Annotated in this window: 7 protein-coding genes; 4 read left to right on the forward strand and 3 right to left on the reverse strand. The window is 71.8% G+C overall.

Going from position 1 to position 13,708, the window contains the following annotated elements; translation table 11 throughout:
• Positions 1–89: 89 nt before the first annotated feature.
• From ACMCNK_RS34935 to ACMCNK_RS34945, 3 genes are all read left to right on the forward strand, one after another.
• A complete protein-coding gene (locus tag ACMCNK_RS34935; protein ID WP_412740601.1) occupies positions 90–1,172 on the forward strand; it encodes a hypothetical protein in 1,083 nt (360 codons plus the stop codon).
• 273 nt (positions 1,173–1,445) lie between these two features.
• Positions 1,446–1,727, forward strand: coding sequence for a hypothetical protein (locus ACMCNK_RS34940; protein WP_412740602.1), 282 nt, complete (start codon positions 1,446–1,448; stop codon positions 1,725–1,727).
• Positions 1,720–2,037: a CopG family transcriptional regulator gene (locus ACMCNK_RS34945; RefSeq protein WP_412740603.1), complete on the forward strand. Its 318-nt coding sequence runs from the start codon at positions 1,720–1,722 to the stop codon at positions 2,035–2,037. The genes ACMCNK_RS34940 and ACMCNK_RS34945 overlap by 8 nt, the downstream gene beginning before the upstream one ends.
• A gap of 36 nt (positions 2,038–2,073) precedes the next feature.
• On the opposite strand, the gene ACMCNK_RS34950 is transcribed toward ACMCNK_RS34945, so the two are convergent.
• Both ACMCNK_RS34950 and ACMCNK_RS34955 read right to left on the reverse strand, forming a co-directional pair.
• The gene (locus ACMCNK_RS34950) at positions 2,074–3,612 is read right to left on the reverse strand and encodes a serine hydrolase domain-containing protein (RefSeq protein WP_412740604.1); all 1,539 of its coding nucleotides are present in this window, start codon (positions 3,610–3,612) and stop codon (positions 2,074–2,076) included.
• A gap of 163 nt (positions 3,613–3,775) precedes the next feature.
• Positions 3,776–5,386, reverse strand: a complete 1,611-nt coding sequence (locus ACMCNK_RS34955; protein ID WP_412741081.1) for a diguanylate cyclase — start codon at positions 5,384–5,386, stop codon at positions 3,776–3,778.
• 209 nt (positions 5,387–5,595) lie between these two features.
• Between ACMCNK_RS34955 and ACMCNK_RS34960 the strand changes: the two genes are divergently transcribed.
• Positions 5,596–8,637: a putative bifunctional diguanylate cyclase/phosphodiesterase gene (locus tag ACMCNK_RS34960; RefSeq protein WP_412740605.1), complete on the forward strand. Its 3,042-nt coding sequence runs from the start codon at positions 5,596–5,598 to the stop codon at positions 8,635–8,637.
• Positions 8,638–8,660: 23 nt separating this feature from the next.
• Here the strand turns inward: ACMCNK_RS34960 and ACMCNK_RS34965 are convergent, their stop codons facing one another.
• A complete protein-coding gene (locus ACMCNK_RS34965; protein ID WP_412740606.1) occupies positions 8,661–13,589 on the reverse strand; it encodes a diguanylate cyclase domain-containing protein in 4,929 nt (1,642 codons plus the stop codon).
• Between the last annotated feature and the right edge of the window lie 119 nt (positions 13,590–13,708).

Genomic DNA, 13,708 nt, shown 5'->3' on the forward strand with positions numbered 1-13,708 from the left:
CTGCAGCGGATCCGGGACCCGACCCACAATAGTCGGCAGAGGCCGCTGATTCCGCCCCGGCGGTCGCCGTCCGTCCGTGAGGAGCGTCGATGCGTCTTTCCGGCCGCCGCACGGCCGCGGCGGTGGCGGCCACGGCGAGTCTGATGCTCGCCGGCGCGGCGTCGGCGTCGTCCCCACAGCGGTCGCCGCGGCCGGCCCCGTCCGAGGTCGCCACGCCCGGCGCGGCCGCGGCCGGAGGGGTCGCGGCGGGCGGCGTGGAGCCGTGGAACCCGCGCCGGCCCGCCGACTACGCGGCGATGCGGGCGGCCGGGCTGACCTGGCTGCGCACGGACCTGGACTGGCGGTTCATCGAGGCGCAGCGCGGCCGGTGGGACTGGCCGCTGTACGACCCGGTGGTCCGCGACGCGGCGGCGGCCGGACTGCACACGCTGGGCATTCTGCACACCGTCCCGGCCTGGGCCAATGGGGGCGCCGGAGACCACGCCCCGCCGGCCGATCCCGGGCTGCTGACGGCGTACTGCTACCGGACGGTCCGGCACTACCTGCCGCGGGGGGTGAGCGCGTACGAGATCGGCAACGAGGTGAACCTGCCGGCCGCCGGGCGCCCGCGGCCGGACGCCACGGCGTACACCCGGAGGTTTCTGCTGCCCTGCGTCGAGGGTGTCCGGCGGGCGGCCGCCGAGACGGGCCGCGGGGTCACCGTGGTGCTCGGGTCGCTCGTGCCCCGAGGCGGCCGCAACGCGCCCGCCCGGTTCCTCGGCGACGTCTACGCGTCCGGCGGCCGGGGAGCCTTCGACGCGGTGGCGCTGCACCCGTACACCGGTACGGATGCCCCGTCGGTCAGTGACAAGCTGACGGCTGTCCCGGACGCCCTGCACCGCGTGATGGTGTCGCACGGCGACGGCGGCCTGCGGATCTGGGCGACCGAGTTCGGCTACCCCACGCGGGGCCGGCATTCCGTCAGTGAGCAGCAGGAAAGCGACTTCGTCGCACCGGCCCTGACCTCCTGGTACGCGCACCCCTACGCCGGGCCGCTGTTCTGGTACTGCGCCCGGGACAGCGGCACGAGCGGCCGCGACCGGGAAGAGCACTTCGGCCTCCTGCGGGCCGACGGCTCCCCGAAGCCGGCCTACCATGCGGTGCGAGCCTGGTTCCGGCCTGCGGGTGGCTGACGCGGCGCCTCCTCCCCGGGTGCGCGGCGGTCTGGGACCCAAATGGAACCGGATGTTTGAGAACTATGTGACCGGCATCTATACAATCTGGACTCGTCTGAGCGGGAAATCCAGGCGAGGAGAGCAGCTGGCGTGGGTCGATCGAGGCGCGGCCACCACCGTCCCGTCCCACGAAGGCACTTCGCGACCTTCGGTGCAGTTCGCCCGTTCGGTGAGGTGCAGTCCGCCGAAGGCCGGACCGCAAGGGTGTATACGCTCGTATACACTGCTGGGGTGCCCGAGGAGGTCTATGTCTTCACGGACCAGACCTACCAGCGGCTGGCTGCAGCCGCCATCAGGCCGTTGTCGGTGACGGACGTCCTGTTCGGGCGGCACCGGGTGCGCCGGCACATCGGCGCCGCGTTCCAGGTGGCCGGGCGCGACCGGTCCGGCACCTGGCTGGCAGTCGCCCTGATCGAGGGCGAGGATGACGAGTACACGGTGATCTGCGCGCGCTACCTGGACGAGGCGGAGATCGAAGCCGTCGGTCGGATGGGAGGACGAGCGAATGAGTAAGCACGACGACGCCATCGCCGCTCTGGAAGATCGGGACTGGTCGGGAGCTCAGGTCGACAACCGGCCCCGCGCCGCCACCGTGGTGCAGTCGGTGCGATTCTCCCGCGACCTGACCGAACGCCTGCTCGCCGAGGCGGAGCGACGTGGTGTCACGCCCAGCGAAGTGATCCGCGATCTCGTCGAAGCCGGGCTGACCACCGTGGACGAGTCCGCGACCGTCCGACTGGCCGACGTCCATCGTGTGATCAACACGTTGGCTCAACGCGCTGCCGACCCCGCGCGGATCACCACCCCGCCCGTCGCATCCTGAGCCCCCGCACACGGTGTGCCGCCGCGGCCACCTCGACTACGCGTACGGCAGGGTCATCGGCGTCGGGATCCCCGTGGCGTGTGGCATGCGCAGGGCGCGTGGCGCGCCCGCGGGACCACGCCGGTACAACCGGCCGCCGAAGCGCAGCCAGGCGACGGATCCGCCGTCACGCACGAAATTGGCGCGGACGTACGTGTCGCCGCCGCTCGGGTCGAATGCGCGGACGTAGTCGTCGCGGTAGAACGCCAGCCGCAGCCCCTCCTGCCCGCCGAAGCGCACGCTGAGCTGCCCGGCGTCCGCGACCACATCCAGTTCCACCGTAGTGGTATCGCCCTGCAGGCCGATCTGCTCGGCCGTGTAGCGGCCCTCGTAGGGGGCGAGGCCGGCGGCGCTGCGGGCCCGGGTCACCGCCGGCAGGTTGTGCACCCCGGCGAACCGGCTCAACGCCCAGTCGTCGGCGAACAGCTCCCCGAGCAGCGCCGGGCCGCTCTCGGAGTTCGTCAGCACGGTCAACGCGAAGTCGCGTTCCGGGACCATCAGGAACCCGGAGTGCTGACCGGCCCAGTCGCCGCCGTGCTGGATCACGGTCGGCCCTTCGGCGGTGGGACGGATCATCCAGGTCACCCCCATGCCGTCGAGCTCGACGAACAGGGTGCCGCCGGGCCCGGGACACGTCTGCATCCGGCGCAGTGAACGGCGGCTCAGCAGTGGTCGGCCGGTGCCGAGCTGGAACCGGGCCCAGCGAAGCTGGTCGCGGGCGCTGGCGATCAGCCCGCCGGCGGGGTGGATGCTGCGCGGCATGTCCAGCAGTGCCGGGTCGGCGACCGGCGCACCGTCCGGGCCGATGTAGTGGGGTACGGCCAGCACGGCACCGGGAATCTCGGCGAGGGAGAAGCCGCTGCCGCCCATCGCCAACGGCTCCAGGATCAGGCGCCGGATCGCCTCCTCGTACGTGACCCCCGCGGCCACCTCGACGAGCCGGCCGGCGACCGCGAGCGCCGCGTTGTTGTACGCGAACACCGTGCCCGGCGAGGTGAGCTGGGGGAGCCGCGACATCTCGGCGACGTACCGGGCCAGGGCCTGATCGTCCGTGCCCGTGTCGAGGAAGCAGTCGCCGAGCCACCCCGCAGTGTGATTCAGCAGCTGCCGCACCGTGACCCGCGCAGACGCGGCCGCGTCCGCGGTACGGAAGTCCGGCAGATAGCTGCGCACCGTCCGGTCCAGGTCGAGCCGGCGCTGCTCGGCCAGCCGCATCACCGCGGTACCGGTGAAGGTCTTCGTGGTGGAGCCGATCCGGAAGACGGTGTCACCGTCCACCGGCCGCGGGTCGTCGACGCGCGTCACGCCGAAGCCACGCACGTGTTCGGTGCCCCGGTGGTACAGGCCCAACGCGACGCCGGGAATGGCGTACTTCGTCATGGCCTCGCGGATCTTCTCCTCCAGCTCACGCACCGGCGCCGGCACTCCCGTGGCGGCATGTGCGGCGGTGGTGGCGGGCCCGGCCCCCACGGCCACGGCCATCGCGCCGCCCGCGGCGGCGCGCAGCAGCGTACGGCGTGACAACGGCTCGGACATCAATTTCCCCTGTCGTTGATGCGCACTCTCCATTGTGGTCGCCACTGTATACGCGGCTGTCGCGGCCTCCCGCACGCTCCGGAGCCGCAAGCCACGGTCATCGGTTGCGCAGCGCCGTTCTCCGCGGCGGCCCGACCCGTTCTGACTGCCGTCCCATGAACGTTCAGGGCGCGTCGCGGTCACGGTACGCGCGCCGGCGGGGCTCGGGCTCCGTTCCGGCCACGACGCGGTTGCGTCCGGCGTGCTTCGCCGCGTAGAGGTTGCGGTCCGCGGCGGACAGCGCTGAGGACTGGCTGCGCGGGGAGGTTTCGTTGACTCCGGCGACCCCGATGCTGACCGTGACGGGCAGTCCTGCGGTGGTGTCGTGCCAGTCGTGCTCACTGATGGCCCGCCGCACCTCGTCGAGCTGCCGGACAGCCAGGGCGACCGGGGTGGCGGGCAGGACGAGGAGGAACTCTTCCCCGCCGAGCCGCGCGACGAACCCTTCCGGGATCGCGGTGGCCAGTTCGGTGTCCAGCAGCTTCGCGACCTTGACGAGCACCTGGTCGCCGGTGTCGTGGGACAGCTCGTCGTTGATTCGCTTGAAATGGTCGATGTCGGCGATTGCCACGGTCAGGTCCGGGTCGGCGGCGATCAGGGCGGGAAGTTCCTCGTCGACGTACCGGCGGTTGTGCAGCCCGGTGAGGGGGTCGCGGCGGGCCTGCTCGCGGAAGCGGTCGGCCTCCTCCCGGGCCTCGGCGGTCTCGAACTCCGCATGCCGCGCCAGTGCGCTGTCCTGTTCCTGCCGCGCGCGTAGTTGTTCCTGGGCGGCGAAGTAGACCTTCAGTGTCTCGAACGCCTCGGCGTGTTCTCCGCGGGCGGCGTGCAGTTCCGCCTGTTCCTGGTGCACTCGGAGCAGCACCTCCTGCAGCTCCCGCTCGGTGCACAGCGCGCGGGAGGCGTCCAGGCTGACCTGGGCCCCGGCGGTCGCGCCGACGCCGCGCTGGGCCCGGGCCAGGGTCAGCAGGTACTCGGCCAGATAGTCGTCGTCGCCCGCGTCTCCGGCCCTGTGCCGGGCGATGCACCTCTGCATCGTCTGCTCAGCGTCGGCAAATTCGCCGTTCTCGATCTGGATCGCGCCGATCGTGTCGAGCCACGAGGGGAGCAGGTCGAGGTTGCGTTCTGCCGCATACTCCTGCATCCGGTGGGCGACCTCGCGGGCCCGCAGGAAGTCCCCGCAACTGTATTCGGCGTAGGCCCAGTCGTTCAGCACTGTGGGGAGCAGGTCCCATCGTCCCAGCTGCCGGGCGAGCCGCTCGGCCTCACGGTAACGCGGCCGCGCCGCGTCCACTTCACCGTTGACCACCAGTGCATCGGCCAGGTTGCTCGGGTACATGATCCGCATGTACGCGGTGGCGGTCTCATCGAGCAGCTCGACCGCGCTCAGCGCGTGCTCCAGGGACTTGGCGGCGTCACCGGCCATCCGCTCCAAATTCGCCCAGGACACGTGAACGCGCGCCTGCAGCCGGCGGTCCGCCTGCTCGACGGCCCATTGGTGGATGGCGGAGAACTCCCGCGCGGCGTCCGCGACCGCACCCATGCGCCTGAGCAACCCGGCCCGGCACAGCCGGGCACGCATGTGCAGGTGCTCGTCGCCCGCGATGGCGGCCTCGCGTTCGAGCTCCACCGCGGTGGTGTAGGCAGCCTCGACTTCCACGATCATCTGGTCCTCGATCGCCAGCAGGGCGGCCGACAGCTCCTCGGCGCTCCGTGCGACGCCCTCCAACGCATCCACCCCCCGCAGGTCCGCCAAGGCCAGATCGGCCCCGCGAACCCCCTAGCTGAGCGATTTCGGGGTGGTAGCCGGGTGCATGCCGCGCCGCCGCCCGCATCCGGCGAAACTGAGAGGACGTCGCTGGTGACACAACACCTTCGAGCAGGGCATCCGGCGCCGATACGGGCAGTACACGGCAAATTCCCTCTGCCTGGTTATTGGAAGCCCACATGCTGACGCGTACCGCACATGCCCGCTTCGTCGTCTGGATGCTCGCGCTCACCGCGGCCTTCTACGCGTTCCCCGCGTTCAGCATGTACATCTGGGCCGCGATCGGCCTCTCCGGCGCGGTGGCCGTCCTGGCCGGGGTGCGCAAGCACCGGCCCTCGCGGCGGCTGCCCTGGTGGCTGCTCGCCGGCGTCCTGGCCAGCTTCACCGCCGGTGACACCACGTACAACATCCTCACCGACTTCCTGCACCGGGAGAACCCGTTTCCCGGCATGGCGGATGTCTTCTATCTCGCCGTGTACCCCATGCTGGCCGCCGCCCTGTTGATCTTCATTCGGGCGCGTTCCGACAGCGGCAACCGGGCGGCGCTGCTCGACGCCCTCGTGCCGACGGCCGGCCTCGGCCTGCTGTCCTGGATCTTCCTGGTCGCGCCGTACGTGGGTGACGCCGGTCTCAATCCGCTGGAAAAGCTCACCTCGGTGGCCTATCCGCTGGGCGACGTGCTCGCGCTCGCCATGCTGCTGCGCCTGCTCATCGCGCCGGGACGCCGGAACCTCGCGATCACGATCCTCGGCGCCGGTGTCTCCGGCCTGCTGATCACCGACGTCGTGTACGGCCTGCGCCAGCTGGCCGGTACCTGGACGGTCGGCGGCCCGACCGACGCGGGCTGGGTCTTCTTCTACACCGCACTCGGTTTCTGCGCCTTGCACCCGTCGATGACCCAGCTGACCCTCGACCGGCAGCCCAGCCGGCTGGCGGCGCACACCGGCGGCCGCCGCATCGCGCTGATGTCGGTCGCCGCGCTGATCGCGCCGGTCCTGCTTGCCGTCGAGGCCCTCCGTCACGAGGTACACGACGCGCTGGTCATCGCCGTCGCCTGCACCTCGATGTTCCTGCTGGTCATCGCGCGGGTGGTCGACCTGCTCCGGGCCCAGCGGGAGGCGGGCGCCCGCGAGCGGGTCCTGCGGGAGGCCGGCGCGAGGCTCGTCGCGGCCGCCAGCGAGCGGGAGGCCGCGGTCGCCCTGCGCCTGGCCGTCGCCGACCTGGTCGCGGACGGCGAACCGTACCGCCTGACGTTCGTCGTCGATGAGTTCGCCGGTGACCCGCCGTCCGGTCACCTGGCCGTCCTGTCCGAGGTCGCGACGTTGCCGGAGAACATCGCGGCCCAGCTGGCCGGCTACGCGTTCGCCCTGCACGCGACGGTTCTCGGCAGCGGCCGGACCGCGGAGGGCCCGGGCCGCGCCATGCACGCCTACCTCGCCGCCGCGCCCCGCGCCCTGCACTCCCTGCGGCAGCCGTTCGAAGCGCTCATGGCGCAGGGAGCCATGGCGATCGGCCGGATCAGCCTCACCGAGGAGGTGAGCCGCCGCAGCAGCGCGGACTATTTCCGTACGCTTGTGCAGAGCGCCTCGGACGTGATCCTGATCGTCGACGATGAGGAGCAGATCCGGTACGCGTCCCCGTCCGCTGAACACGTCTTCGGGCGTCCGCAGCTGGTCGATACCCCGTTGAGCGGCCTGTTCGCGGGTACCGACCACGCCGACCTGCGCGACCTGCTCGGAAGCGGTCGTCAGGACAGCGTCGACCTGCTGGCCGTACGCGCGGACGGCGGGCTGCTGCAGGTCGAGTGCGGCTGCCGGGACCTACGCGCCGACCCGACCGTCAACGGATTCGTGCTCACGATGCGCGACGTCACCGAGCGCCGCAAGCTCGAGAGCGACCTGACCTATCAGGCCTTCTACGACGGCCTGACCGGGCTGGCCAACCGCGAGCTGTTCCAGGACCGGCTGGAGCACGCGGCCGTGCGCGCCGCGGACGACGGTTCCACGATCGGCGTGCTCTTCCTCGACCTGGACGACTTCAAAGAGGTCAACGACACCCTCGGGCACGCCGTGGGTGACCAGCTGCTGATCGCGGTCGGGGAGCGCATCACGCGCACGATCGGCCCCTTGGACACCGTGGCACGTACCGGCGGCGACGAGTTCGCCGTTCTGGTCGGGTTCGCGAACGACGAGTCCGGCGTCGACGAGGTCGCCGCCCGCGTCGTCGCGGCGTTGAGCGTGCCGGTCGAGGTCGGCGACGGCAGCGGCGGCACGCACGTGGTCAGCGCCAAGGCCAGCGTCGGCGTGGCGACCAGCGTGGAGGCGGCGGGCAGCACGGAGCTGCGGCGTCAGGCCGACCTCGCCATGTACCTCGCCAAGGGCGAGGGCAAGAACACCTGGCAGCGCTACCGGAGTGAGCTGCACTCCGCCGTGGTGGAACGCCTGGAGCTGCGGGCGTCGATCAACGACGCGGTCGCCGACGGCCAGTTCGTGCTGCGCTACCAGCCGATCGTCGAGCTGGGCAGCGAGGACGTCGTGGGTCTCGAGGCGCTGGTGCGCTGGCAGCATCCGACCCTCGGGCTGCTCGGCCCGGACCGGTTCATCGACCTGGCCGAGGAGAACGGCTCCATCGTGTCCCTGGGCAACGCCGTGCTGCGCGACGCGCTGCGGACTTTCGCCGGCTTGCGCGCGGCCGCCGCGGACGGGCCGCTGCGCTACGTGAGCGTGAACGTCTCGGCGCGGCAGTTCCGCACCGCCGGCTTCGTCGGCCAGGTGCGCGACGCGCTCGCCGAGTCCGGCGCCCGTCCCGAGTGGCTGCTCCTGGAGGTCACCGAGAGCCTCCTGCTTCGCGACGCCGAGAACGTCTGGGAAGACCTTCGCGAGCTGCGTGACTGGGGCGTCCGGATCGCCATCGACGACTTCGGCACCGGCTACAGCTCGCTGAGCTACCTGCGCCACATGCCGGTGGACATCCTGAAGATCGACAAGTCCTTCATCGACGAAATCGCGCACAGCGACGAGCAGTTCGCGCTGGTCGAGGCGATCGTTGGCCTGGCCAAGATCCTGAAACTCGGGGTCGTCGCCGAGGGCATCGAACACCGGGAGCACCACGACCTGCTGTTCCGGATGGGCTGCCCGTACGGCCAGGGCTACCACTTCTCCAGGCCCGAACCGCCGGACCGGCTGACCGCGTTGCTGGCTCCCCGGGCCTTGGCCCCCTGAACTACGCGGATGGTTCGCCCCGGTCAGTGTGCGGCCGGGTCCGCCATGCACAGCCGGTTGCGGCCCGCTTCCTTGGCCTGGTACAGCGCCGCGTCCGCGGCCTCGACGAGATCGTGCACGGATCCACCCCGCGCCGGAACATGCGTAGCGACGCCGATGCTGAGCGTGATGACGCCGGCTTCGGTGCGCTCGTGCGGTAGCGCCAGGGCCTCCACGGCGGCGCGAGCCCGTTCGGCGACCGCGGCGGCCCGGTCGTGGTCCGCGCCGGTGAAGACGATGGCGAACTCTTCGCCCCCGTACCGGCAGACGATGTCGGTGCCCTGGCGGACGGTTCCGGCGATCTCGGCGGCGACCCGACGCAGACACTCGTCGCCCCCCTGGTGGCCGTACGAGTCGTTGTACGACTTGAAGTGATCGATGTCGATCATGGCGAGCGTGACGGCCGTGCCGGACTTGCCGGCTCGCGTCCAGGTGGCATCGAGGGCGTCGTCGAAGCGGCGGCGGTTGGCCAGCCCCGTCAGCGGGTCGGTCAGGCTGAGCGCGGCGAGTTGTTCGTTGGCGGCCTGCAGGGCGCTGGTGCGCTCGGCGACCTTGGTTTCGAGGCGCCGGTAAAGCTGGGCGTTGTCGAGGGAGACGGCGAGCTGTCCGGCGAGCAGCGTGACGGCGCCGAGCCGGTCGGTGGTGAACGCGTCGACGCTGAGCCGGTTCTCCAACACCAGCGCCGCCCGCAGCGCACCTTGCTGCAGCACCGGGACAACGAGCAGTGAACCGCGCGGCGCATCCGCCAGGTACGGGTCGCTGGTGAACCGGTCGTCGCCGGCAGTATCGGCGACCAGGAGCGGCTCGCGGGTGCGTTCGACATAGTGCAGCGCCCGTACCGGAACGAGCCGTTCGGTTTCTGGCGCAGAGATGGGCAGCGGGGCGTCGCCGGGCCGGCCCGGGTTGGGCAGCATCCAGCGGCCCGCGTCGGTGTCGAACAGGGCGAGCCGGATGGCGGTGGCTCCGGCGAGGGCGCCCACCTGCTCCACGACGCTGGCCTGCAGCCGGTCGAGGTCGGTTTCCGAGCTGAGCGCCTGCGACGCCCGCAGGACGGCCAGCAGGTCGATGTCGTCGACGCGGACGCTGGTGCTGAGCGCCTGCCGCGCTGGCGCGGCGCCCGTGGTGGGCAGGTCGGGGTGGGTGCGGTCGAGCTGGCGGACCTTGCCCGCGGCACCCCAGCCGCGGTAGTGCTCGCGCGCCTCGGCGAGCAGGCCGCGGCCGGTGCGTGACATCCCGTGCGCCAGGTGGAACAGGCCGGCCCGCTCGGAGATCAGCGCCTTGTGCCACGGCCGCTGACGCGGCTCGACCTCGCACAGGGCGGCGTCGAACGCGGTGGCGGCGGCGCGGAAGTCGTCGACCGCCCAGGCCCGTTCGGCCTCGACCAGGTGCAACAGGTGGCGGAAATTCTCGGGCGCGTCGTTGGCGCGTTCGGCCAGGAAGTCCCGGCAGGCGTCGAACGCCGCCAGCAGCGCGGGCCGCGCCTCCGGCTCCGCGTCGCGCACCTGCCGGGCCAGCGCCAGCGCCTGCAGCAGTTGCGTCAGAACGTACGTGTAGCAGGCGCGCAGCATCGGGGCCAGACGTGCAGCCTGATCGGTGTAACGGGCTACTTCGATGTCGTCGAAGATGACCGCGGACAGCGCCCGGTACATGAAGTAGTGCAGCGCGACCCGCTTGTTGACCTCCAAGTGCTGCAGCTCGTTGAAGGTGTCGTCGCTGAACCCGCCCGGTGTGCTGGTCCGGCCGCGCATGGCGTGCGCGAACTGCCGGTAGATGATCTGGATGGCGGAGGCGTTGTCGTTGCCGGTACGGGCAGCGAAGGCCGAGGCCGCGTCCACCTCGGCCTCGAGGTCGTCGAGGGTCGGTCCGGTGTCGACCAGCGCGAACAGCGACGGCCAGTAGGCCATGCAGACCGAATGCAGGTCACCGCCGCGCAGCAGGCCCTCTCGCGCCAGGCGGGCCTGGCGCACCTCGTCCTCGAGGGGCTGGAACCAGTGCAGGGTACCGACCGCGTTGACATACCGGGCCTGAGCGGTCTCGGTCTCGTAGCCACGCGCGACACCCACGGCGAGAGCGTGCTGGACGAGGCGTTCGCCGACACTGTGCTTCCCACCGATCTGGATGGTGGCAAAGCCGGCACTGGCGATCGTGGGAACGAGCGCGGCGCAGGCGCCGTGCTCCGTCCACAAGCGATGCGCCTCGGTGACCACCCACGGCAGCCCTGTCGGGTCGGCGGAGAACAACGCCACCGGAGCGAGTCGCTGCAGAACACGTGCCGCGCCGAGCGCTCGCGGGTCGGTCGGCTCCGGACGGGCCAGATCCTCGGTCACCGAGGCGGTCTCGATCCACCGGTACATCGCGTCCAAGCGGCGCTCCAACTCGGCCCCGGCATCCTCGCCCGGAGGGGCGTAGCCGAGCCGGTCCAGCAGAGCGAAGCCGAGACTGACCGCGTCGGCGTGCCGGTACCGGTTGCTCAGGCTCGAGATCTGGTTACAGGCCGCGTCCACCAACGCCAGCGGGTCGGCCGCGAGATGCTCCAGCGAACCGTACGCCTCGTCTGCCTCGTCCAGGCGGCCGAGGCTGTAGAGGGCGCCGTGCCGCTGCGTCTCCCACACGATTGGCAGGGGGTCATGGTCGGCCGCACCGAGGGTCGTCCAGAGCCCGAGCGCCGCGCTGAGGTACTGCTCGGCGGTCGAGTGGTTGCTGATCAGCCGCGCCGCGGCGGCGGCCGCGCCCAACAGCTCCGCCGCCGTGCGCCGCTCCGCCGGTGCGACGTCGCGCAGCAGCGGCCCGGCCGCGAGGTACTGCTCGGCGGCCTCGGCGTGGAAGGCGCTCGCCCCGGCCAGGCGGCGGGCGATCGCCAGGTGGGTGGCGGGCCGGGCCGTCGTGTCCAGATCGTGGCGGGCCGCCTCCTGCACCCGGTCGTGCCGGAAACGCAGCGTGGGCGTGCCTCCGCCGTTGTCGTCCATGACCAGCAGGGCGTCGTCCAGCGCGGCGGCCAGGCGCTCGCGAGTGGTCTCCGGACGGAGCCCGCCGGCGCGGGCCAGCAGGTCGAGCCGTACGGTGCCGCCGAGGCAGGCCATGACCCGCAGCAGCTCGCGGTCGGATTCGGCCAACCGGCCGATGCGTTCGGTGAGCAGGTCGACGACGTTGCCTGACCCGATGTAGCGGCGGATCGCCGAGGAGTCCCAGCGCCAGCCCGAGTCACCCAGTTCCAGCGTGCCGTCGCCGCGCAGCGCGTTGATCAGCTCGACCGTGTCGAACGGGTTTCCGCCGGTCCGCTCGCGCAGCACGCCGGCGAGCTCTGCCGCGGGCTCGGCGGACAGGCGCAGCATCTGCCCGACCAGATCGCCCAGATCTCCCGGGCCGAGGTTGTCCAGATGCAGTCGTTCGGGCGCCACTCCCAGTCGCTGCCACCGGTCGAACAACGCGGTGAGCGGGTGCGCCGCGTCGACCTCCCGGTCCCGGTACACCCCGACCAACAGCAGCCCGCGAACGTGATCGTCGGTCTGAATGGCGTCGACGATGCCGATCGCGGACGGGCTGGCCCACTGCAGATCGTCGAAGACAAGGACGAGCGGCCGCTGCGGCGACGCGATCGCGCGCAGCAGGTCGAGTGCTGCCTGCCGTAGACGTGCCTGCAGCTCCATCGGGTCGTCCGCCCCGATCTCATGGTCGCCGAGCAGCGTGGCGAGCTCGGGCGAGGCCGCGGCGATCAGGCCGGCGTTGGGGCCGAGCGCCGCGAGAATCCGCGTCCGGTGCTGCGCCAGTTCGTCCTCCGGCTCGGCCAGCAGCAGCCGTCCGATGCCGTGCAGCGCTTGAACTGCCACCCCGGAGGCAGCGTCGTGGCGGTACTGGTCGGCCTTGCCGGTGACGAACCAGCCCCCGGCGGCGGTGACCATGGGGCGCAGCTGGGAGAGCAGGGCGGACTTGCCCGCCCCGGGCGCTCCGGTGACGAGCAGTCCCGTCGGGCGGCCGTGGACCGCCCGGTCGAACGCGGACCGCAGCGTGGCGCTCTCGGTGTCGCGCCCGACCACCGTCGAGGGGGGCGACAACCGGCTCGGGAAGTCCCGTTCACCCAGCCGCAGGGACGCGTCCGGTGCGGCGACCAGGCGGGTCAGGTCGTGGATCAGCCCTTCGGCGCTCTGATAGCGCCGGGCCGGTTCCTTCTCCAGCAGCCGGGCCACGATGTCGGACAGGCCCCGGGACACTCCCGGTACGAACTCTGCCAGTGGTCGCGGGGTTCGGGCGAGGATGTCGCGTACCAGCTGCAACGGGTCGCCGTCGCCGAACGGGGCGTGCCCGGTGGCCAGCTCGTACAGGGATGCGCCGAGGCCGTACAGGTCGGCGCGGGAGTCGACGGGCAGCCCGGTACGTCCGGTCTGTTCCGGCGCCAGGTACGGCAGCCGGCCGAGGATCTCGGTGGGGCGGGTGAACGCGGGCCGGACTTCGGCGAACGTGGTGGCCAGGTCGAAGTCGATCAGGACCGGTTGGCCGTCGTGGCGCAGCAGGATGTTGGCAGGGTTGATGTCGCGGTGTACGACCGCGGCCCGGTGCACCTGGCCGAGGATGCGCGCCAGCGCCAGCGCGAACGCCGGCAGGCCGGCGATGTCCGGACGCTCGGACGGCGGCAGCTCCGTCAACGCCCGGCCGGGGACGTCGACGAGCGTCAGCCCGTGCCGGTCGGTGGGCGCGGGGTCGCCTGCGAGCCGGCTCACGGCGTCGACGCCGGCCAGCCGGACCAGGATCGCGTGCTCGTGGCTTGCCCGTGCCGCGGCGTTCGCCCCGAGCATCTCCTTACGGACGGCCGTGCCGCCGTCCGCAGCCCGCACCCGGCTGACCCGGGTCAGGTCGCTGTCGTACAGCACGCCGGAGGGGCGCAGGCCGGCCGAGGACGACCCTGTCGGCGTTGCCACTGACATGACGTTGCGCTCCCATCACCGGCGCTCCGAAACGACCCGCGCGGCCGGTGCCACGCTCGGAGTACGCGGTCCAGGGATTCCGGTCGGTCGGGGCCGGGCGAACCTGAGAGATC

The organism is Krasilnikovia sp. MM14-A1259, from assembly GCF_047159535.1.
GTDB lineage: Bacteria > Actinomycetota > Actinomycetes > Mycobacteriales > Micromonosporaceae > Actinoplanes.